The sequence below is a fragment of the Dyella sp. genome (genome assembly GCF_036746095.1).
Classification (GTDB): Bacteria; Pseudomonadota; Gammaproteobacteria; order Xanthomonadales; family Rhodanobacteraceae; genus Dyella_B.
The window spans coordinates 206726-228178 of sequence record NZ_DAIOEU010000002.1; the positions used below are offsets into that span (position 1 = coordinate 206726).

16 protein-coding genes are annotated in these 21453 nt (G+C 59.7%); 6 read left to right on the forward strand and 10 right to left on the reverse strand.

Annotated features, from left to right (window positions below):
- Nucleotides 1-18: 18 nt before the first annotated feature.
- Nucleotides 19-369 (reverse strand): 2-hydroxyacyl-CoA dehydratase, encoded by a 351-nt coding sequence (locus V7M64_RS02015; protein WP_333676666.1) that lies wholly within the window; start codon nt 367-369, stop codon nt 19-21.
- A 644-nt stretch (nt 370-1013) separates the two neighbouring features.
- On the opposite strand from V7M64_RS02015, the gene V7M64_RS02020 reads away from it, so the two are divergent.
- Nucleotides 1014-2675: an MASE1 domain-containing protein gene (locus V7M64_RS02020; RefSeq protein WP_333676667.1), complete on the forward strand. Its 1662-nt coding sequence runs from the start codon at nt 1014-1016 to the stop codon at nt 2673-2675.
- A 25-nt stretch (nt 2676-2700) separates the two neighbouring features.
- Here the strand turns inward: V7M64_RS02020 and V7M64_RS02025 are convergent, their stop codons facing one another.
- Nucleotides 2701-3192, reverse strand: coding sequence for a hypothetical protein (locus tag V7M64_RS02025; protein ID WP_333676668.1), 492 nt, complete (start codon nt 3190-3192; stop codon nt 2701-2703).
- A gap of 330 nt (nt 3193-3522) precedes the next feature.
- On the opposite strand from V7M64_RS02025, the gene V7M64_RS02030 reads away from it, so the two are divergent.
- Together V7M64_RS02030 and V7M64_RS02035 are read left to right on the forward strand one after the other, a co-directional pair.
- Nucleotides 3523-3936 carry an H-NS histone family protein gene (locus V7M64_RS02030; RefSeq protein WP_333676670.1) on the forward strand — a complete coding sequence of 138 codons (414 nt, stop codon included), beginning with the start codon at nt 3523-3525 and terminating at the stop codon, nt 3934-3936.
- A gap of 594 nt (nt 3937-4530) precedes the next feature.
- Nucleotides 4531-7368: a diguanylate cyclase gene (locus tag V7M64_RS02035; RefSeq protein WP_333676671.1), complete on the forward strand. Its 2838-nt coding sequence runs from the start codon at nt 4531-4533 to the stop codon at nt 7366-7368.
- Between the two features lie 476 nt (nt 7369-7844).
- Here V7M64_RS02035 and ilvD read toward each other — a convergent pair whose 3' ends face one another.
- From ilvD to V7M64_RS02065, 6 genes are all read right to left on the reverse strand, one after another.
- Nucleotides 7845-9683 (reverse strand): dihydroxy-acid dehydratase, encoded by a 1839-nt coding sequence (gene ilvD / locus V7M64_RS02040; RefSeq protein ID WP_333676673.1) that lies wholly within the window; start codon nt 9681-9683, stop codon nt 7845-7847.
- Between the two features lie 220 nt (nt 9684-9903).
- Nucleotides 9904-10374 (reverse strand): hypothetical protein, encoded by a 471-nt coding sequence (locus tag V7M64_RS02045; protein WP_333676705.1) that lies wholly within the window; start codon nt 10372-10374, stop codon nt 9904-9906.
- On the reverse strand, nt 10322-10921 hold the full coding sequence (locus tag V7M64_RS02050) for a hypothetical protein (protein WP_333676674.1): 600 nt from the start codon (nt 10919-10921) through the stop codon (nt 10322-10324). The genes V7M64_RS02045 and V7M64_RS02050 overlap by 53 nt, the downstream gene beginning before the upstream one ends.
- A 37-nt stretch (nt 10922-10958) precedes the next feature.
- Entirely contained in the window at nt 10959-11420 is a 462-nt protein-coding gene (locus tag V7M64_RS02055; RefSeq protein WP_333676675.1) for a GNAT family N-acetyltransferase, read from the reverse strand.
- Nucleotides 11421-11575: 155 nt separating this feature from the next.
- Nucleotides 11576-13117 carry an oligopeptide:H+ symporter gene (locus V7M64_RS02060; RefSeq protein WP_333676677.1) on the reverse strand — a complete coding sequence of 514 codons (1542 nt, stop codon included), beginning with the start codon at nt 13115-13117 and terminating at the stop codon, nt 11576-11578.
- Nucleotides 13118-13645: 528 nt separating this feature from the next.
- Nucleotides 13646-14521 carry a LytTR family DNA-binding domain-containing protein gene (locus tag V7M64_RS02065; RefSeq protein WP_333676679.1) on the reverse strand — a complete coding sequence of 292 codons (876 nt, stop codon included), beginning with the start codon at nt 14519-14521 and terminating at the stop codon, nt 13646-13648.
- A 145-nt stretch (nt 14522-14666) separates the two neighbouring features.
- On the opposite strand from V7M64_RS02065, the gene V7M64_RS02070 reads away from it, so the two are divergent.
- Nucleotides 14667-15866: an acyltransferase gene (locus tag V7M64_RS02070; RefSeq protein ID WP_333676680.1), complete on the forward strand. Its 1200-nt coding sequence runs from the start codon at nt 14667-14669 to the stop codon at nt 15864-15866.
- A 128-nt stretch (nt 15867-15994) separates the two neighbouring features.
- On the opposite strand, the gene V7M64_RS02075 is transcribed toward V7M64_RS02070, so the two are convergent.
- Nucleotides 15995-16708, reverse strand: a complete 714-nt coding sequence (locus V7M64_RS02075; protein ID WP_333676681.1) for an rRNA pseudouridine synthase — start codon at nt 16706-16708, stop codon at nt 15995-15997.
- Nucleotides 16709-17556: 848 nt separating this feature from the next.
- Between V7M64_RS02075 and V7M64_RS02080 the strand changes: the two genes are divergently transcribed.
- A complete protein-coding gene (locus tag V7M64_RS02080; protein ID WP_333676682.1) occupies nt 17557-18441 on the forward strand; it encodes a hypothetical protein in 885 nt (294 codons plus the stop codon).
- A gap of 319 nt (nt 18442-18760) precedes the next feature.
- On the opposite strand, the gene V7M64_RS02085 is transcribed toward V7M64_RS02080, so the two are convergent.
- Nucleotides 18761-20644: a hypothetical protein gene (locus V7M64_RS02085; protein WP_333676683.1), complete on the reverse strand. Its 1884-nt coding sequence runs from the start codon at nt 20642-20644 to the stop codon at nt 18761-18763.
- A 141-nt stretch (nt 20645-20785) separates the two neighbouring features.
- On the opposite strand from V7M64_RS02085, the gene V7M64_RS02090 reads away from it, so the two are divergent.
- Nucleotides 20786-21199, forward strand: a complete 414-nt coding sequence (locus tag V7M64_RS02090) for a hypothetical protein (protein ID WP_333676684.1) — start codon at nt 20786-20788, stop codon at nt 21197-21199.
- Nucleotides 21200-21453 lie beyond the last annotated feature (254 nt).

Here is a 21453-nt window from a genome sequence, read left to right on the forward strand (position 1 = left end):
GCATCCTGGCCCGTACGGCTAGGCATGCTTCGGCTTGCGTCCCCGCCGCGGCTTGGCTTCCGCCTGCTGCGCAATCAGGCTCTGTAGATAGGCTATCCCCTCTTCCTCGGGGAAAAACGCCACCACGTCCGCCACGGTCAGATTGTGACGTGCCTTCAGCGACAGAAATTCCTCTTTCGCCCTCTCCATGGCGGTAATGGCAGCCTGTTTGGCCGTCTCTTTCCTGCTTTTGGGCGGACGTTGTTCGATTTCCTTGTCGAGGGCCGCGAGTTCTTCCTGGAAGCGGCGGAAGGCGTCTTTCGGGAGGGTCATGGGAACGCAGTGTGCTACAGGATCAGTGATTATCTCATAGGCAGGTGCGCCATCCATCGATTGTTCCCTTTTTCGTGCGCCGTATTGGCCTACAACAGGCTGACACGGTGCGCGAACTGCCGGCGCGGGCCACGGCTGCTCCCCTGCTGCACGCTCGATAAACATGCGCTGGGCTAGCCGCAAAGACGTGATACAGCCCCGGGGCTGCATGTCCATTTTCACGTTTCCAGAAACCGGCTTGCGTATGATGGCCCCCAGCGCCGCCCTCGCCGCAAGCAGCAAAAAAAACAGCCCCTGGACCTACGCCGGGGCATGTGTGGCACGGTCTAAGCATTACCTCTGTTGCACCATCGGATGTCATATCGCAACGGACGGTAGGGGCGCGCTTAAGGCAACACTGATTAAGTATCGCCGTCGTCACCAGCCCTGTCTGTTCGCAGGCCACAGGGCCGTCGGCGAAGGCAGACTGGTTGTCTGTCGAGACGGCGGACCTGCGGCATGCGGACAGACAGGGCTGGCCCCAACAGGTTGAATTCAAAGTGATGGGGTGATGTCTGGAAGGCCCGCAGGCTGCGCCGCGCGGCTTGGCAAGACGGCCAGTCTTCCCGGCGCCACGCAACACACCCTGCGAGCCTTCCAGACATCATGACGACGGCGATACTTAATCAGTGTTGCCTTAACCAAAGCTCAGGGGTGCACCGATGCTGAAATCAATCATGGAAAACAAGTGGCTGCGGCAGGTAGCGGTTTTCGTCATATACGGAACCTTTTACACGCTGCTGCGGCCTTATTCGGTCGGCATCTGGCATATCGTCAGCGGCCTGCGCCTGGGCGTTCTGCTGCTGTTGCCCTATCGCTATTGGCCCGCCCTGGCCCTGGCCGAACTGGGCCCCACGCTTTATTACACCTCGCCTGGGCAGGCACCGTTCGGGCTGGCCTGGGAGATCGGCAATTCGATCCCGGCCATCCTGTTCGCCATGCCTATCGTGGCGTGGTGCAAACGCAAGCTGGGGCTGTTCCCTTCCAGGCACATGGTCAGGGCGAAGGCGTTGCTTGTCTGCATCGCGCTGTCCTCGGCGGTGTGGACCACCATTACGGTGCTCTTGCTGCTCGTTGTGGTGCAGCCCGCCGGAACCGAGCATCCCTATCAATTTCAAAGCATCCAGGCCGTGCAGGTTTTCCTCGGCAAGTACGCGGGCATTCTTACCGTTCTGCCGATCGCCCTGGCGCTCAAGCTGCAAAAGCCCCAGCCGTGGCGTCGTCAAATTGCCAGCTGGATCGGTAACCCGCTGCTGCAGGAATCCCTGGTCTTGCTGCTGCCGTCATTGGCGGTGCTCTATTGGCTTAACGTGCATGTCGTCGCGGACATCAAGCCGGTGATACGGATGGCCATGCTGCTCCCCGCCGCGTGGCTCACCATAAAACATGGTTGGCGCGCGGCGGCGGTCGGCACCACGGCGGCGATCATCTGCATCTTTCTCAACATGGAATCGCGCATCGGCGACCTGGACGTGATTGGCGCGCAAGCCTTCCTTGCCTTCTCCGTCACCTGCCTGCTTGCGCTTGGCGTGCGCGTCAGCATGCAAAATGCCGTGGAGGAACAGGAGCGCATCGATGCCAAGGCGGCGGTCAAACTGGCACAACAAGGCTTGTACTTGTGCGAGTTGCGCATGCGGCAAGCTTCGCAGACGCTCGAACAGGTTGCCGGCGGTTTGCAATTGACCCAAACGCGATTGCTCAATCGCTTCAAGCACATGATTCCGCCCATGGAAGGCCAGAGCTACTACAAACAGATGGCCGCCACGCAGAGCCAGGTCTATCAGCTGGTGGAATCCATGCACCCGACAGCGTGGCGCGAGCGCGGCCTGCCGGCCGCCTTGCGCGAGACCATTGGACGCGCGCTGGACGAAGCCGGCATCGCCTATCGCTTCGAGCTGACCGGCCGTGGTTTGAGCCAGCTCTCGCCCAGCGTGCACGCGGCCATTTATCGCCTGGCCTGCGAAGCGGTGGTGTATGTGCTCGCGCAACAGGATTGGTCCACCATCACCATCTCACTGCGTGGCGGCTTCACTCACGGGCAGCGCTGGGCTGCCCTGCGCGTTGCGGGCAGTGCTCATCCCATCGCATCCGTGCCGAGTACCCAAAAGAAACAGGAAACGCAGCATCTGGCAGCCAAACTGGGGGCCAACAGCCTGAGCGCGATCGCGATGCGTGATTACGCTCGCCTCTACAACGGCGAGTTGCACACTTTTAACGGACCGAATGTGTTTCGTATGACCAGCCTGCTGCACGACGTCAGCCAGCGGATGCAGGAGCCGCGTGCTGCGGCTCCCGCCGCCTCGCCGGAACTGTATATTCGTTGAGGGAACCGGCGGTTCCAACCCATCGTCAACCGCCGTTACCGCCACCGACAGCGTTGCTGCAATTGGCCGGATTTGTACAAATATTGAGTATGGTCACCGGCGTCGTCGCCACGTTGACATGCACCGTGCCCGTGCTCGTCACCGTGGCGGTAATACGCGCGGTGCCATCGCTATAAACCGTGTCCGGCACGCCCGCATTTCCTGATGCAACGCTGCGCCCCGTGGTCACGTCGGCGGCGTCCACGCCCACCGGCAACACCAGTACCACGTTGTCCGCAATCGCCACTGCCGCGCGCACCGTGCCGTTCAAATCGTTGATCTGCACATAGCGAATGCCATCGCGAACGAATACATACACATGGTAATGCGGGCTTACGCTGACATCCGTGGCGTTCGGCCATGCCTGTCCAAGCCCGGTGCTGGGTGCCTGCGCAAATGCCGAGGTGGAAACAAGCGCTGCGAAGGCGATCGTAATGATGCGCGTATGCGCAGCAAATCCGAATGGCTTGCGGAACATAAATAACCCCCTTGTCTGTGATGACGGCACCGATTTCTGGCCATATCTAACACCCGGCGGCGTATAGGGCGCGTGGTGCCTTTATGCCACGCCCGCTTCGGTTATAGGCTCAAAAATGGCCTGCAATGGAGAACCCGTTCTCTTTTCCAAACGCCTTTTTAGGTGTTATTTTCTAAATCGATGAAAATAGTTAACGTCCTAAACCTGATTACCTGATTGTAAAAAACAGGCAGGCTTTCCGGCACATAACGTTAAAAAGATTTGCAAAATTTGTTCATATTGACTAGCTTGATAGCGGCATCACCCAAAAAACCACTATAAGGACCAGTCATGGCCATTGACCTGAAAAACCTTTCACCGAAAGAACTTCAATCGCTCATTGCCAACGCAAACGCGCAAATGCAAGAAGCCAAATCCAGTCAGATCGAAGAAATCCGCAAGAAAATCGACACCCTGCTCAGCAACGCCGGCCTCGGCCTGGCTGACGTGTATCCCGTCCGCGGCGGTCGTGCCGGCAAGGTTGGCAAGCGCGGAACCGTTGCCCCCAAATACCGCAATCCTGAAGATCCCTCGCAAACCTGGACCGGCCGCGGCAAGCGTCCGTTGTGGTTCGCGGCGGCACTGAAAAAGCGCGGCGTCACCGCAGAAAGCCTGCTGATCGATGGTGCCGTCGCCCGGAAAAAGGCCGGCCCGGCGAATAAGACTGCCAAGAAAGCTACGCGTCGCAGGATCAAGCGGCGTTGAAGTGCGCTTTGCCTCTATTTTTTCTTCCTTGGGGAAGAGTGGGGTGAGAGGCAAACTGCCAAGCATGAAAACCAAAAAGGCGCGGAAATCCCGCGCCTTTTTCTTGCCCATAATTCCAACCTTGCCGTAGTGGATTGGGCTGAGCGCATGCCAAGCCCAACGTCGCAACCTGGATACATGCCGTGGCCGGAATTCGGCGCTACCCCAACGTACGCGCAATATCAGCTGGAATATTTCACCGTTACCCGCGTCGTCATTTTCCACTCCACGATATCGGACAACGCAAGATTGCTCTTCGCTAAGTTGTTGCTGAACGCCTAACCGGGACATGCCAATCGACGCGCACCCGGCGAGCAGGGCCGCTGTCCGCTCCCCGCTCCGCTTTCCCGCCTGCGCCGGTAATGAGCTTGAGTCATTAGCCGACGCCTGCCAGCCCTGCGCTACCGTTCCCTGCGCAGATAAGCAAGAATCAGCCACGCGCAGGCGGAGAGCGTACGGCGAACGGGGCGCCACGAAGTGTCAACGGGGAAGCCAAGAGAATCATCAGCTGGGAAGCATTGGCCGCACCGTGTTCGGACATGGCTTGCGTGGCTCATGCTGTGGGTTCTGGCTCCGCATGCCCATAGCCAGGCCATCAGCCTTGCGTCCTTCACGCAACCAAGAGGGCTGACCAGCCTGGAAGACAACTGCCTGGTGCAGGACCACCGCGGTTTCGTCTATGTGTGTACGGAGAACGGCCTATTCCGCTTCGACGGCCATGTTTTTGAGCGCATCGGTGCCGCCGAAGGCCTGCGCGGCAGCTACATTGCCGCCTTGCACGAAGATGTCGCGGGCCAGCTTTGGGTCGGTACGCGCACGGGGCTGTATGTGGGCGACGGCATGCAATTCACATCGGTCACGGCAAGCACACATCCCTTGCAAGTGGACCCCGGTGCGATGCTGGCGGACCTCGATGGCCGCTTGTACGTCGTCAGTCAACACCACCTATGGGTTGTCCAATCCATGGGCACGGCATGGCACCTGCATCCGCGCTTCGATCGGCAGGCACTTGGCAAAAACCCGGCCCTGGAAAACATTACCAGTGTTTTCAGCGATGGCCGCTCGCTATGGTTCGGTTGCGATAAATCCCTATGCGAATTGGCAGGCGATCAACTGCGCATTTGGAGCGAACGCGAAGGCATTCCCGCCGATACCTGGACATCCTATTTGCGCGCTCGCGATGGCACGTTATGGGTGCGCAGCCCGCGCTACATCCGCGCGCTGCCGGTGGGCGGGCAATCGTTCGCAAACCGCGACCTGCCCGGCGCACGCGTCGTCACCGCTTACCTGGATATGATCGAGGACGATCACGGCCGCCTGCTTACGCGCGCCAACGACGGATTGGCACGCTGGGACGGCAAGACGTGGCGCATTTTCGACACCCGCAATGGCCTGCCGGACATCGGCATCGACGCCTTGCTCTACGACCGCAATCACGTGCTATGGATCGGCACCTATGGTCGCGGCGTGCTGCAATGGCGCGGCTACGATCACATGCAGAGCTGGCAGACCGCGCAAGGATTGGATAGCAGCCCGACGTGGGCCATTGCACGCACAACGGGTGGCGCGCTGTGGATCGGCGATGAACTTGGTGGCAGCGTACTTGCGCCCAGCAGCGTGCGCCCGGCAGCGTGGCCGCTGAAACCGCCATCGCTGGCGCAAGAGACCATCGGCCTGCATGCACTGCCTGATGGCGACATGCTGGTCGCCTATTATTCCGGCGAGCTGCTGCGCTATCACGCTCGTGCAGGCACCACAGAGGAAATCGCGCACTCGCCCGCCTATATCCGCGACATGAAGGTCGATAGCCAAGGGCGGGTATGGCTTTGCACAGAGCGCGGCATCTATCTCTACGACGGACATACACTGCAGCGCGCGGGCGGCGACGTCATTCCCGATACCGCATTCGCCGATTCAAGTGAGGATGCACAAGGCCGGCTGTGGTTCAGCGGTGATGCGGGGCTGTTTCGTTTTGATCACGGCCAATGGATGCGCATTGCCGTCACCGGGATGCCATCCAATCAAAGCTTCACCCATATGGATATTCTGCCTGGCGGCGATTTTTATCTAGCCGGCAATTTCGATGGCCTGTGGCAAGGCCACGTAACCGGCGCCGGCAAGCTGGCCATGCAACACGTCGCAAACGAACGGCTCGACAGCACCCGCATCTATTTCATCCGACAGGATCGCCGCGGCTGGCTATGGATCGGCGGTACCGATGGCGTGGAGCTGTTCGATGGCCAGCATTGGCGACGCTTGACCGAAGACGATGGACTGATCTGGGATGACATCGGCGAGAATGCCTACTTTGAAGATAACGACGGCTCGATATGGATCGGCACGTCCAATGGCATCACCCATGTTCTCGACCCGACGTCGCTGATCGCCCCAGACCCGCTGACGGCGATCATCACGCAAGTAAGCCTGGATAATGAACCGCAGCCCCTGGCGCCCGCCTACCGTTTCGACAACGCACCCGAACAGCCGCTTACGCTGCACCTTGCAACGCTGGGCGCTCCCACACGACGCACGCTGCAATATCGCTACCGACTGCAGGGCCTGGAACGCAGCTGGATGACGTCGGACCGCTCGCAGGTGGACTACCCGCCCTTGCCACCCGGCGATTTCGTGTTCGAGGCAGCCGCCTATGACCCGGATACACACCAGCTCTCGCCCGTCATCCGGCTACCGATTCACATTGTGCCGCCGTGGTGGCGGCGCGCCCCCGCCATGCTGGTTGCCGCGCTGCTACTTGTCCTTGGCATCGTGCTGATCTGGCAGCTACGCACCCGCAACCTTCGGCATCGCGCACGCACCCTCGAACGACTGGTCGCGCAACGCACGCGCGAACTGGAAATAGACAAGCAAATCCTGGAAGAAACCCGCGCCGCACTGTGGCACCAAGCCAATCACGATGCATTGACTGGCCTCCCCAACCGATCACGCGTGCTGGAAATATTAGCCCAGGCAATGGCGCATGCACGCGAACATCGCCAACCTCTGGCCGTCGCGCTGATCGATCTGGATCACTTCAAACACATTAACGATTGTTATGGGCATCTGGCTGGCGACGCCGTGTTGATCGAGGCGTCCAAACGGTTACGCGATACATTGCCGCCAGATGCCACCCTGGGCCGCTATGGCGGCGAGGAAATCCTCGCCGTCGTTCCCGGTGCTGTTCCAACGAACCACGCGCCCTTTGAAATACTATGCGCATGCATCGCCCAGCATCCCTTCGGCGGCGACGGCGCGCGCGTAGAACTCACCTGCTCCGTTGGCGTCGCGTGGCTGCAACCACAGGACCGCGATGGTTTCGACCTTATCCGCCGCGCCGATGTGGCGTTGTATGTGGCCAAAACGTCTGGACGTAATCAGGCGATGGGTGCTGCTTAGCTTCACCGTGCTGCCTGGCCAAGTGCCTTGCAAGTAGACGGCTAATCGCGCAACAGCCAACCGTCCACCAGTCCGTCGTCCTCAGATTCATGCAGGCCGATATGATGGAAGCCTACTCTTCCAAGATTCGGCGGGAGGCGATATTGCCGACTGCGGTTTCGGCATAGCCATCCTCCACGTCGTTGGGGTTATTCATTTCTTGTTGCTGTTCACTATTTGCGACGCTTGGGTGATCCGGGTATTGATTATCGCGAAAAAAGATTTTTCTTGACGTCATCCTGGCGAAGGCCGAGTCCTAGGGTCTTGAGGTGCCCAAAGTCGCTGGGCCCGGCTTTCGCCCGCTGCTGCCAGAGAAATTGCCCGCTGCCCTTGCAGGAAAGCTAAAACAACGTCATTCCAGCGAAAGCTGGAATGACGAATATCGAATCTGAGGCAGCTGAAACATCCCTAAGCTAGCGCCATGGGCGCTAAGCCAACTATTCACCCAACATCGCTTTGTTGCGCACCGCGCCCTTATCCGCACTGGTTGCCAGCAACGCATACGCCTTCAACGCCGTGCTTACCTTGCGCGCACGCGCCTCGGCAGGTTTCCAGCCTTTGGCATCTTGCTCGGCACGGCGCGTGGCAAGTTCGGCATCGCCGATCAGCAGATCGATGCTGCGGTTTGGGATGTCGATGCGGATGCGGTCGCCTTCGCGAACCAGACCGATGGCGCCGCCGGCGGCGGCTTCCGGAGAAACATGGCCGATCGAGAGGCCAGACGTGCCGCCGGAGAATCGGCCATCCGTGAGCAAGGCGCATTGCTTGCCCAGGCCCTTGGATTTCAGGTACGAGGTGGGATAAAGCATTTCCTGCATGCCCGGACCACCGCGCGGGCCTTCGTAGCGAATCACCACCACGTCGCCGGCTTTCACTTCATTGCCGAGAATGCCTTTGACGGCGGCATCCTGGCTCTCAAACACCCTTGCGTTGCCTTCGAACACGAGAATGGAGGCATCGACGCCTGCGGTTTTCACCACGCAGCCGTCCTCCGCGATATTGCCGTGAAGCACGGCCAGGCCACCTTCCTTGGAATAGGCGTGTTCGTAATCGCGAATGCAGCCTTCGGTACGATCAAGATCCAGGCTGTCCCACCGCGTGGCCTGGCTGAAGGCGACCTGTGTGGGAATGCCTGCCGGGCCTGCCTTATAAAACGTGTGGACGGCCGCGTCCTGCGTTTGCGTAATGTCGTAGCCGGCGATCGCATCGCGCATGGTCGTGCTGTGCACGGTGGCAACGTCGGCATGCAGCAGGCCGGCGCGGGCCAATTCGCCCAGGATGGCCATGATGCCGCCCGCGCGATGCACGTCTTCAATGTGGTACTTCTGCGTATTCGGCGCGACCTTGCACAGCTGCGGCACCTTGCGCGAAAGCGCATCGATCTCGCGCATGCCGAAATCGAGCTCGGCTTCCTGCGCCGCCGCCAGCAAGTGCAGGATGGTGTTGGTGGAACCGCCCATGGCGATGTCCAGCGTCATCGCGTTCTGGAATGCCTTGAAGTTGGCGATGTTGCGTGGAAGCACGCGCTCGTCATTGTCCCGGTAGTAACGGCGGCAGAGTTCGACGATGAGGCGTCCGGCCTGCAGAAACAACTCTTCGCGATCGGCATGAGTGGCCACCACCGTGCCGTTGCCGGGCAGCGACAAACCCAATGCTTCGGTAAGGCAGTTCATCGAATTGGCGGTGAACATGCCCGAGCACGAACCGCAGGTGGGGCAAGCGCTGCGTTCGACTTCCAGCACCTGCTCGTCGGTCGCCTTGTCGTCGGCGGCGATGACCATGGCATCGATCAGGTCGAGCTTGTGCTCGGCCAGCCGCGTCTTGCCGGCCTCCATCGGGCCACCGGAAACGAACACCACCGGAATGTTCAGGCGCAGCGCCGCCATCAGCATGCCCGGGGTGATCTTGTCGCAATTGGAAATGCACACCAGCGCATCGGCGCAGTGCGCGTTGACCATGTATTCCACCGAGTCGGCGATGATCTCGCGGCTGGGCAGCGAATAGAGCATGCCGTCATGGCCCATCGCGATGCCGTCGTCCACGGCAATGGTGTTGAATTCCTTGGCCACGCCGCCGGCTTTTTCGATCTCGCGCGCCACCAATTGACCTAGATCCTTCAGGTGCACGTGCCCGGGAACGAACTGGGTGAAGGAGTTGGCCACCGCGATGATGGGCTTCTTGAAGTCCTCGTTCTTCATGCCGGTGGCGCGCCACAGTGCGCGCGCCCCGGCCATGTTGCGGCCGAAGGTGGAGGTTTTCGAGCGATAGTCGGGCATGGTGCTTCCGGAACGTGAGGCGAGAAACGCGCGCCGGGCTGGCAGCTCGGCGCCATGAGGCGGTCTCCGATTCTAGGCACGCTTGGGTGCAAGATTAAAGCCGTTGGTTGCTTATGCCGTGGCGTCGTAAGGCCGTATCTCGCAGGGGAGAAGTGCCCCCGCAGCGCGCGGGGAGAGAGCCGTCTGTTGCAAGAATCAAGCTTCTCGGTGCAAGTGGACGCTACAGCGCCCGGGTCCCTGCCCGCTTGCGCCTCCAAAAAGCAAAACGCAGCGCCATTCCCAGCACCATCACCGCAGCGAACGCACCGTAGCCATATAACGCCGGCATGACCTGCTTCCAAATGCTTCCGCTTTCTCGCCCCAATTGGCCGACGTCCTGAATGACCACCTCATCGTAAGCCACCAGGGCCAACCCGTAGGCAGCCCCCAAAGCAACGATAACGACCATCATGTCGTAGGCCGCATGTAGCCAGGTCACGCGGGACCGCTTAAACGCCACCCAATAGATGCACGCCAGAACGACGATCCAGGGGCCAAGAAGTAGCAGGGATAAGTAGCGCATGCCTTGGATGAGAGAAGACAGAACCGGTTTTGACGATGGGATTTTTAAACAATCGCCTGGAGGCGGCAGTGTGCTGTCAAGGCGCCACAATGTCGACCTGTTCGACAAATACCAGCTCGCAAGCACCATCTCCCGTGTCCTCCCGGCTCATCGACGTATGCCAATACCAACCGTTCGGTCGGCGGGCGTCGACGAGAAAGCCCTCAACGTGCACGAGCTGCCCGATACGCACGCGCTCCAGTGCACGGCGGACGGTCTTATCGGCAGGAATCATGTGCATGTTGGCGCTGGAGGTTTCTATTTCGCGCCGCGGAATGGGGAATTGATCGACGTGCCAGTAATAGAACCGGTTGGACTGCGTGATGCTGATTTTCGCCAATACGGCACTGTCGGACATGCGGCCCCAACCCAGCGCAAGATCCTCCGGCGCGAGAAAAGCCCCTGCGTCGAAACGATAGTCTTCCCGCGATAGAACACGCGCCGTCAACTCGAAGCGGGCGCGCGTGGTGAGCGTGGTGTCACCCCGCTGAAGCTGTACACCATGGTCGATATCCATTTGCTGCGGCGCGTCCGGTGCAAGCATTCCCGGCGGCGGGTGGACAGGTCGACGCTGCCACCCATGCAACGCGGCCCAGCCGGCTACCAGCAACAGCAACACAAGCACCCAACGCTGCATGATTTTCGGCCCCTGTTTCACGGTGGAACGGCATAGCTCAACTGCACGGGCTCGCCTGTATATCGCGCCGGAAAGCCCGCTCGCCGGGATACCATCCGATGTGATGATAGCGACGAACCTGGGGTGCGGCATGCATGATCTGCGACGCTTCCTCCACCGGTACTTCGTGCCATCCAAGGGCCTGAAAATAGCTGCCGGCATCCTTGCTGAAGAGATAAACTCGACTGATCGCGCGAGCCCTCGCCCCGGTTATCGCCGTTTCGACAAGCCGTTTCGCAAGCCCCTGTCCGCGATACTCGTCATGCACGGCTACGCTGCGCAGCAACGCCGCATGTCCGGCCAGTTCCATTCCGCAGAAACCAATCAACGCCGTTGTACTTCGCACCGTCCAATAGAGTGCAGCGGGAGAAAAAAAAACATGGGTAGACAAACCGCAAGCGTCGAGAAGCGCATGGACATCGTCCTGGTCGGCCTGGGTTGCAGATTCGATTCTGATCATTGCTTTGCCATGCAGCCACGTAGGGCAGGATGAAATCCCAGCATCGGAAAGCCAGAGAAAGCTGGTATTTCAGCCAAGGTTCCTCGTTATAAAACGCAGTCCGGGCAAAAACATAGCTATCGGCAGTAATCGTCATGCCAACTAAGCAAGAATAACTAGCCCGCCGCCACGGTCCGCCCATCAGCATGTCCGGCCTCTCCAGCGCACGAAGCTGCATGAGCCAAGGACAGGCGTTTGATAAGCGGCAATAACGTCAACGCCGTGACAGCGCCCGCCAGCGCAAGCAAGCCAAGCTGATCGAACAGACGCGTATAGACCGGCAGGCTGAGCGAAGGGTCTTTCACTTGCGAAGGCAGGCTCGCGAAATTCGCGATGATGGCGCCAAGGTATTGCGCCACGCCACCGGCAACAAAGAACACCCCGATCATGAAACCGCCCATGCGCGCCGGCACGTAGCGCGAAATCATCGCCAGGCCAAGCGCGGCCACCAGCAGCTCGCCCAGCGAATAGAAACCATAGCCCACCAACATGACCCAGGATGGCACCAGGCCATTCACCGCTACCATTCCGCTCAAGCCAAAGCTGAAAAAGCCGGCTGCCACCGCGGCGAAGCCGATCGCGAACTTCCCCGCCACCGGCAGATCACGCTGCCCGAGCCGTCGATAAAGCCACGCCAGCAGCGGTGACAGCACGAGAATCCACATCGCATTCGCCGCCGAATACTGCGCCGGCGACCAGGTAAAAAGATGATGCCCGAACAGCGTCTGGTTGCCATCCACGTTGCGCAGGGCGAACAGCGTCAGCGAGGTGGCCAGCTGCTGGTAGAAGATAAAAAACAACGACGCTTCAATCAGCAGGATCAACGCTGCAACCAATCCAGCCCGTTCACGGCGCGAACCACGCAGGATCATGTGCGCGAAAATACCGATTACGATCACGCCGCCGGCATAAACGCAATCCACACCCAGCTCGCTGTGATGCAGCAGACAAGTCGCAGCGCACAGTGTGGCGATCATTCCCAGCAGCACCAGTGCCAGGCGCCCCCTGCGTAGCGGATGGTTATCGGGCGAGGAACCCATGCCACCGAGCTTGCGCGCCATCAGCGCATAGTAAGCCAGGCTGAGCAACGGCCCCAGGCAACACAAGCCAAACGCGGCGTACCAACTCCAACGATCCTTGACCCACGGCATCAGCAGCACGCCGATGGCGGCAGCCAGGTTGCTGCCCATGTAGTAAAGCGTGAACGCGCTGTCAAAACGTGTCTGCGAATCTTCAAAGATGCGGCGTACCAGGTTGGCCACATTCGGCTTGAACAATGCATTGCCGATAATGATCACGCTCAATGCGGCGAGCAGGGCCGGCAACCGGTCGCCATACAGGCACAACAACAGGTAGCCCAAACCCAGCGTTATGGCGCCCAACACCAGGCATCGCTTGGCGCCCAACACCTTGTCGCCAATCCAGCCGCCCATCGCCGGCGTCGCAAATACCAGCACCGAAAATGCGCCCCAGATCAGATTGACCTGGGCATCGCCCAGACCGAGCCGCTGCACCATGAATAGCACCAGCAGCATGGTGATGCCGTAGTAGCCAAAGCGTTCCCACATCTCGACCAACAGCACCGTTATAAAAGCATTGCGGGTACGCTCGGGTGAATTGATGTGTGCTTGCTCCGGCGAAAAAGCGGTTGCGTCCATGTCCAAGCTATTCCTCAGTAAACCGGTGCGTCGTGGCGGCCGCGATCGACATGCACCGGCATGTCCACCGCGCCGAGCGAATGATTAAATCGATGGATGGTATGCACGGCGGCCTTGAATGCGCCCACGAACCCGCGTGGCGCTTGGCTGGCCACGCATCCGCAACAGCGGCAAGATCAGGAATGGGCGACTGGCGAGCATGCTTCCCCCCTGGAACACATGTCATGGGGTATATGTAGCGCGAGTGAGCCCGCAATACAACTGGACTGATTCCAGGGTGATTTTCAGTCCATTGTGCGCGCGGCATATCCTTCGTTTCGTTCCAATATCGCGGCAGGGGATTTTCCGACTTAATGTCGATTCAGCGCATATCGTCGTGCCGGCGGAAACCACTGCTCGGCGGGAATATGCCCCGCGCTATCAGTGTTGCCTTAAAAAGCCTATGCGCGCCATCGCGAGGCGATGCTTGTTTGGCCCCCTTCTGCTGGGATTGCATCCCAGCCTGCAGACCACGGACGCTTCGCGAACTCACTCCGCCGCAACCGGTTGCCCATAGCGCTCACGCAACGCGGTGCGATAGCGACGGCTGCATGGCACGGTGGTGCCGTCACGCAAGCGCAACCGCGCATCGCCGGTTTCCAGCGGCTCGATCTCGACGAGGTAATCGAGGTTGATGAAATAGCCGCGATGCACGCGCAGGAAACGCGCCGGATCCAGCCGCGCCTCGATACCGGCCATCGTGCTGCGCAGCGGATAATCGCGTCCACGTACATGCAGGTTCACGTAGTTGCCTGCGGCCTGCAGCCACTCGATCTCGCTGGCGTTGATCAGGAATTCCTTGCCCAGCTTGCGTACCAGGAAGCGCTCGGGCCGATCCACCGGCTCCACCGGCAGCCCATCTTCCGGTTCGGCCAGCAGCTTGGCCTCGCCCTGCTGGCGCAGCAGCCACAAGTGGTAAAGCATCAGCAGGCCGATGATGAGAAAGTAGGTGCGCACGTCCTTGAGGTATTCGTAGCCGAAATTGATCCACCACGCGCCGAAGCCGTAATGCCAGCCGGCGATGGCGGCATAGGCCAGCTTGCGCAAGGCGATCATGCCGCTGACATGGACCAGGCTGAACAGCAGGCTGAGCAGAACCTGCAACGGCAGGTTGCGGGTCCAGGTGTCAAAGCGGATCGGCCAGCGCCGCTCGGCAACGATCACGGCAGGCAGCAGCGCCAACACCAGTAGCGCGCTGCTCGTCTCCCACACCCACGACTCCCACGGCGCGATCCGGCCGGCGTGGTCGATGCGGGTGTCGATGCTGTTGAAGATCACGTTGAGGGTCAGCAGCGCGATCCAGAACCCGATCTCGATCGGGCGCCGCCAACGCTGGTAGGTGTCGAAGCCGCGGGATGTTTGCATCGGCGGATTCTACGCACAACGCCACTCCGTTCGTCCCTGTGGCCCACCGCTCGTCACAACTGCCCTGCAAACAATCACTTGAGGCACGACAGGCCGCGCCGGCGCGCCGAAGCTGGCGCCACTTTCCCGCCACGGAGCCCGTGCCATGAACCGCCGCTACGACATCGACGCCTTGCGCGTACTCGCCTTCGGGCTGCTGATTCTCTACCACGCGGCCATGCTGTACGTGGCCCACTGGGACTTCCATCTAAAAAGCAGCCACACCGCCACCTGGCTGCAAGACCCGATGCTGTTCCTCAACCGCTGGCGGATGGAGCTGCTGTTTCTGATTTCGGGGCTGGCGGTGAACTTTATGCGCCGCCGCGCCAGCCTGCCGGGCATGGCGTGGAAGCGCACCGTGCGCCTGCTGCTGCCACTGGTGTTCGGCATGCTGGTGGTGATTCCGATCCAGCCCTATGTGGAGGGCCTGTCTACCCACCTGGTCCAGCCCGGCTTCGGCCACTTCCTGCTGCGCTACTGGACCGGTGGCCCGTGGCCCGCTGGCGCCTTCACCGGCTGGCAGTACGGCTTCACCTGGAACCACCTGTGGTACCTGCCCTACCTATGGGTCTACACGATGCTGCTGGTGGTGCTGCTGCCATTGCTGGAATCGCCAGCCGGCCAGCGCCTGCGTGCCGCCGTTCTGCAATGCCGTGGCCCAGCGCTATTGCTGTTGCCGGCCATCCCATTGTTTGTGTGGGATCGCCTGCTGGCCCATCGCTATCCGTTCACCGGCGCGCTATGGGGTGATTGGTATGCCCATGCGCTTTACTTCAGCATGTTCTTGTATGGCTATCTGCTTGGCACCGATGCGGGAATCTGGTCGGAACTGGCGCGGCTGCGCCGGATCTCGCTGCCGTCAGCATTGGTCTGCTACGCGGTTTATCTGGCCGGCATTCGCCTGCTGCCCGAGTCGGCTCCGGCAGCGGTGTGGTGGATGGTGCATGCGTTCCGCTACGCCTATCTGTGGACGGCGATCTGCGCCGTGCTTGGCTGGGGCCATGCGTATCTCAACCGCCCGTTCCGCTGGCTGCCATATGCGCGCGAAGCGGTGTATCCGTGGTACGTGTTGCATCAGAGCTTGTTGCTGTTGTTTGCGTGGCAGTTGATGCCGCTAGGGCTGGGACCGGTGCTTGAGCCGGTGTTGATCATCGCTTGCACCATTGGCGGGTGCGCGTTGTTGCACGAATGCGTGATCCGGCGCGTGCGCTGGTTGCGGCCGCTGTTTGGGATGGAGGCGACGCCGTCACGTGCCACGACCGTTGTATCACCGGTGACGTTGCGCATCGCTGACGACATCGCCTGATGTGAGACTGGACAAAGGGCGTTCCCGCGAGAACGCCCTTGCCCAGGCGCAAAATCAGCTGGCGATTGCCCCCGCCATGCCGGACAGAAGTGGAGCCTGGTCGGAATGACAGAGTTTCCAGGCAACGATCAGAACCGGTCGGTGCCGGCAAGATAGCGCCACTGTCCTACCTGAAGGCGCGACATCGGAATGCGACCGACGCGAATACGCTTGATCGACAGCACCTTGAGCCCCACGGCCTGACACATGCACTCGACCATCTCCGGCGCGATCCGCTTCAACGCAAAGCGCAGATGGCTTTCGTTTTGCCAGCTCACCTTGATCGGCGGCAATGCATAGTTATTAAAGCTGAGCCCATGGTTGAGCAAGGCGAGGCCGTTCGGCGCCAGAGTGCCGGCGACCTCAACGATCATCTCCTGCTCGATACGGGCGACGTCTTCTTCCAGGTGGCGCTTGACCCGCCAATCCTGCGTGAACACCAGCAGGCCGCTGGCGTTGTCGGGCAATGGCAGCGGCGACTCCAGCCGGGCGAAGTGGCGCTTCAACACGCGCACGCCGGAAGCGTCGTCGTCCGCATGGCTTTGTGTGCTGACCAGGGCACGCGCCTGCGCAACGGTGAGACCCGCCGGCTTGTGCAATAACAGCGTTGCCGGCTCGGGCGAGACGAGTTCGGCGTGCGGATCGATCTCGACGCACTGACCTTCCTGCACGTTGAACTGCGGCTCTTCCACGACTTGGCCATCCACGCTCACCCAGCCGCCTTCGATATACATCTCGGCCTCGCGCCGCGAGCACTGCGTCATGGCGATAACACGTTTGGCGAGGCGGACGGGTTCGGTCATCGGGAGGGCTCTGCAGGGTCGGAGATGATTAGTCTACTTAACCCTCCGGAGGTCGGGCTTTTGCCAGCGTGACATTCATCGAGCGCTACGGCAATTTGGCAACCACCCACCTTTCCCTATTCTCCGTTCATCGCAGGAAAAAGTCCGCCGCGGTAGCAGTTCAAACGTAAATGCATCTTTTTATAGGGCTGGTTCTGCGATTGAATGGGCCGCCTACTGGGAAGTGCGGCGGCAGCGTGCGGTGCTGCGCGAATGGGCCGATGCCAATGGCGTTTGACTGCCTCTGGCCCCTGTACACTCAACCGCTTGCTTCCGAATAACGCCGGCTTTTTTCATCCGCACTCCAAGCGCCTCGCCAACCCAAGCCAGAAGTCCGCCTTCCCTTCTCGCGCCTTCGCGTGCCGCCCAATCACTCGCAGCAAACTGCTGTCGTTTGTGATGATTATGTGAAAACCACAAGCGTTGTGGATAGGTTGCGCGACGAACTATGCATAAACGCATGCATGGAACGCCTGCGCAGCAACGGCTTCGCATTGATCGCGATACGATGATTAACTAAGCTACCAAGCCGTACTCGGAAAAGGTACGCGCTAAACACACGACAGGGGGCTGTAAGTGTGACTGGGGAATCCGATCGAAATTCGTCATCACCTTGATGGATACGTCAAGGAAGGTCTCGCTTGCCGCCTGCGCGAAGCCCTGCGGTGAGAACAGAAGAAACGCACTGATGTCGAATACGCCAATGATTCAGGCGGATTGCCATGACTGACGTGCCTGGCCACTCATCCATGCGCGCACGTAAAAAGCCAAGCGCCGCTTAACTCATCGCAGTTCTTAAGGAGCGAAGAATGCCACGTGACAAAAGCAAAGCGAGCAAAAAAGCATCGAACATCGAGACAACATATTGTCCGATTCTGGAGCTCCTAGCCTTTTCAATCCACCCTGGGACGACTGAAAACACGACGACGATCTTCCTGTCGAAGACGCAGGGTCGCCTATTTGTCACATCCCAGGCCAATCTGAGCTTCTCCACCGTTGCCAGTGACTACACCGACGTCATTGACGCCTTGACAGCGTTGAAGAAAAAAATTGGCAAAGAAGGCTTTGATGGAGCAGCTGCGCGCGAAGAATTCTGGGAAAAGCAGTGCAAAATTTCGGACAAGGCGGAAAACGCCCCATCGGAAAAGGCCAAGGCAAAATATAAAAACATCAAAGATGGCATATATAAAAAACTGTTTGATAGCGTCATAAAAAAATCGCAAAGCGATTTTGTCGATATAAAAAGAAACATCACACTTGTAAGGTCGGTAGTAAATTCCGACATATTTCAGTGGGCCACTGAAACCACGGGCTTCCATGGCGAGTCCCGAATTATTCGCTACCTGTACATCGGATTCGTGCAATCGAAAATCAGCACGGTCACCGGCACCACTGAAGAAAAAAGGAAAAAAATTGCAGGACTTTTCAGTGAATGGACGCGCACACAAGATCTCTTGGCGGGCTCTAGCCAAGGCACCTGCAAGGGCTGCGGCTCTTGCCTTGACGCGTACAGCATAAAGCACGGGAATATCGGCAATGCACCCAAGCAATGGCTGAACCCGATCACCATGAATGGCACCCAAGGCACTACCCAAATCAACAAGGACCTTCGCCTTCACGCGTTCTTCCAGGCCACCAACCTGGCAAATTTGCAAATCAATCATGAGTTCACTGACGACGAAGATGTATGGTAGATCAGCACCAGGCGCTGACAGCCTGCTCCCGTCACTTGCTTGCATTTAAGGCAACACTGACTAAGTATCGCCGTCGTCACCAGTCCTGTCTGTTCGCAGGCCACAGGGCCGTCGGCGAAGGCAGACTGGACGTCTGTCGAGACGGGTACCTGCGGCATGCGGACAGACAGGGCTGCCCCCCATGCTGAATTTAAAGATGGGGTGATGCCTGGAAGGCCCGTAGGCTGCGCCGCGCGGCTTGGCAAGACGGCCAGTCTTCCCGGCGCCACACGCCACACCCTGCGAGCCTTCCAGACATCATGACGACGGCGATACTTAGTCAGTGTTGCCTTAACACAAGCGTGACCTCGCTGGCCGTGTGAGCGGTCGCTCGCAGCGCTACTTTGAACAATCCTGTCTGCGGGTCACGCGCCGCGGACAGGATGGCTGCACCTTCGGCATATGGAACGATGTTGGACCGTGAATAACCGGCCAGCGTGATCACCGGGTCGTTGGCTGCGAACGCAAGTTTCAACCGAACCCCATTGGCAAGCTCCTCGTACGACGTTACGCGCTTGCGCCCCATCGGAACGAATTGGCCTATATCACCCAAAACGGCGATACCCGATGCAGACACGGGCGCGATAACGCGATAGGCGAAGGCATCGGCACCCTTGAGTTTTCCAGTGATCGTTTCCTTGCTGCGTGCGGTAACCAGCGTTTGCGAGAACGGATCGAACACCGCCACGGTTCCGCTAAAACCCAATGCTGCCGGCAGCATGGAAAAATCGTTCGCACCTTTCGAAGGAGTATCAGCGAATGCCAGCACATAAGCCGTGGCGTGATTGCCGTGATGGGTGAACGTAGCACCGATGATCGCTGCGCCCGTTTGCCTGGCCTGCGTCATATAGCTGACGTCGAGCGGCATAAGGGGTTCGTCCGGTTTCACGATCTCGCCATCGGCACGCACGGCCCTGAAGATGTTGGCGCGATCGAGATCTTCGAATGCATCGCCTACCCCAACCGGTCCACCGGAAAGCGTGGCGAAGAGCATGGCGGCCGTATCGTGCGAGGGCATCACATCGGTCGCGGGCCATGCGCCTAACTCACGAATGAATCGCGCGTTGAAGGCCAGCTGGGTCCATTTATCGCGAGTCAAGCCGTCGCCGGCGGCACGAATGGTGGTCAGGTTCGGGTATTTCACCCCCTGCAACATAAACAGCGGATAGGCCATGCAGTACTGCATGGTGATGCCGTGCGCGGCCATCGCCGACGCCATGCCGTCCGCGAACGACTCGCCCTTGCCGGGCACGCTTTGCAGCTCCGGCGAGAACTTGTAAATGGCATCCAGCCAATCCTGCAAATAAATGGCAATACCGTTGCTGGCGGCGTAATCGGCGAGTTCATCCCAATAGCGACGGTCGACGGCGGCGAGGCCAGATATCGCAAAGCGCTTTCGATAAGGGCTGGCCTTGTCGATAAAACGATTGTGCGCAAGGAATGGCAGCTTCACGCGCTGGTGGAATTCAGCCATGCCTTTGGGGAACACACCGGGCTGCGCCTTCCACTCGAGAAGACCGCCGTAGCGATTCCAGTCTTCGTCGGGCAACGCCGGGTTCTTGATCCGCCCCACCTTCTCATGCGGATTCCACGCACTCTTGGCGTACCACCAGCTATCGAGCTGCAGATAACCGAATGGGATGCCGGCTTCACGACTGCGCTGGATGAAGCGCACCAGCGAGTCCTCGTAATTCAGACCCTGCGCGTATTCATAGTTGTAGTAATAGTGGCCGCCGGCGTTATCCGTAAGCTCGCCGAGATAACGTAAGGTGGCATCCGCGTCGGGAGCCGTCGGGCGGCGATGATAGAGCCCGCGCAACGCCGTACCCCAAACGCCATAGGCCGTCGCGATATCCGGCGCCGCAGCCACCAACGCGCTTGCCGTGTAGCCAACCGGCAACTTCCCTACTTCCGAATTCAATCCCACCGCAATGCGCGTCTTGGCATCGCCCAGCATGCTGGCAAGAAAGAAATCCGACGCGGGCGAGATGATGAGCGCGCGTCCGCTGTCGTCGAAAAGAACCCACGGTGTCGACACATCCTGCGGCGAATCAAACACCGGCGGCGCGAAATTCAACTGCCGATGCGAAAGCGAGTGCAATCCGGTAGGTACAGTGTTGAAATCCGGAAAGGCTGGAAGCTGCGTGAGCGTACGTGTGCCCACGATTTTCCATGAAAACAGCAAGGCGCCAGATGCGCTTGGTGCAGGCGAGACATCCGCCTCAACACCCTCGGCGAGCATAAAGCCAAGCCCCTTTGCCGATGTTGAAACGTGCGCTGCCCCACCGGGCAGACGACCCGCGAAATGAAGCCCACGGGCGTCGAGCGCATACGCGCCGCTTGCATCGTCAATCGAAAAGACAAGCTCGCCACTTCGAACCTCGTATTGCCTGGACAACCCGATTCGCGGCAACAAGGCGCATGCGATGAGCAAGGGCACGACGGAAAACCGGAAGCGATGTTTCATAGCGACGATGTCCAGCGGGCGGCGAGCGATTATTCTTCGCCTTACGGGACAACGTCAAAAGAGCATAAATGGCCGGCCGCCATTCGGCCTGCTTTTAGCGAAAAAACAGGCGGCCTAACGGTTTCGCTCGGCTTCCAACAACTCGTCACCATGTCGGCGAAGAAAATACAGCGCAGCGCGCAGGCCTTGCACTTGCGCTGGGCTGAGCGGCCACGGGGTGGGATCAAGTGGCTGATGCGTCGTTCGGCTTGAGGCTTCACTGCATCTCAAGAGATTGCGAATCACGCCCATGGCCAGTGACGTACCGGCGATGCTCATGAGCGACGTGTACTGCCTGGCGTGCTCAGGGTCCAAGGGAAGCTTGGATTCGTTGATGAGCCAGAAGGGTTCGGATGGGCGTTCGCGTGTTCGGTGAGGCGCGGGAGTCATGATGAGTGCTCTGATATGAGGGGAGGTTCGTCGAGCGGCATGCGCTTGACAGCTTTATCGCAGTCGGCGTCCAAGCA

What these genes read in the sequence shown, in the direction of transcription:
- V7M64_RS02015 (WP_333676666.1), bottom strand. Translation starts at nt 369, where the DNA reads ATGGATGGCGCACCTGCCTATGAGATAATCACTGATCCTGTAGCACAC.
- V7M64_RS02020 (WP_333676667.1), top strand. Translation starts at nt 1,014, where the DNA reads ATGCTGAAATCAATCATGGAAAACAAGTGGCTGCGGCAGGTAGCGGTT.
- V7M64_RS02025 (WP_333676668.1), bottom strand. Translation starts at nt 3,192, where the DNA reads ATGTTCCGCAAGCCATTCGGATTTGCTGCGCATACGCGCATCATTACG.
- V7M64_RS02030 (WP_333676670.1), top strand. Translation starts at nt 3,523, where the DNA reads ATGGCCATTGACCTGAAAAACCTTTCACCGAAAGAACTTCAATCGCTC.
- V7M64_RS02035 (WP_333676671.1), top strand. Translation starts at nt 4,531, where the DNA reads ATGCTGTGGGTTCTGGCTCCGCATGCCCATAGCCAGGCCATCAGCCTT.
- ilvD (WP_333676673.1), bottom strand. Translation starts at nt 9,683, where the DNA reads ATGCCCGACTATCGCTCGAAAACCTCCACCTTCGGCCGCAACATGGCC.
- V7M64_RS02045 (WP_333676705.1), bottom strand. Translation starts at nt 10,374, where the DNA reads ATGGTGCTTGCGAGCTGGTATTTGTCGAACAGGTCGACATTGTGGCGC.
- V7M64_RS02050 (WP_333676674.1), bottom strand. Translation starts at nt 10,921, where the DNA reads ATGCAGCGTTGGGTGCTTGTGTTGCTGTTGCTGGTAGCCGGCTGGGCC.
- V7M64_RS02055 (WP_333676675.1), bottom strand. Translation starts at nt 11,420, where the DNA reads ATGATCAGAATCGAATCTGCAACCCAGGCCGACCAGGACGATGTCCAT.
- V7M64_RS02060 (WP_333676677.1), bottom strand. Translation starts at nt 13,117, where the DNA reads ATGGACGCAACCGCTTTTTCGCCGGAGCAAGCACACATCAATTCACCC.
- V7M64_RS02065 (WP_333676679.1), bottom strand. Translation starts at nt 14,521, where the DNA reads ATGCAAACATCCCGCGGCTTCGACACCTACCAGCGTTGGCGGCGCCCG.
- V7M64_RS02070 (WP_333676680.1), top strand. Translation starts at nt 14,667, where the DNA reads ATGAACCGCCGCTACGACATCGACGCCTTGCGCGTACTCGCCTTCGGG.
- V7M64_RS02075 (WP_333676681.1), bottom strand. Translation starts at nt 16,708, where the DNA reads ATGACCGAACCCGTCCGCCTCGCCAAACGTGTTATCGCCATGACGCAG.
- V7M64_RS02080 (WP_333676682.1), top strand. Translation starts at nt 17,557, where the DNA reads ATGCCACGTGACAAAAGCAAAGCGAGCAAAAAAGCATCGAACATCGAG.
- V7M64_RS02090 (WP_333676684.1), top strand. Translation starts at nt 20,786, where the DNA reads ATGAAGCCCACGGGCGTCGAGCGCATACGCGCCGCTTGCATCGTCAAT.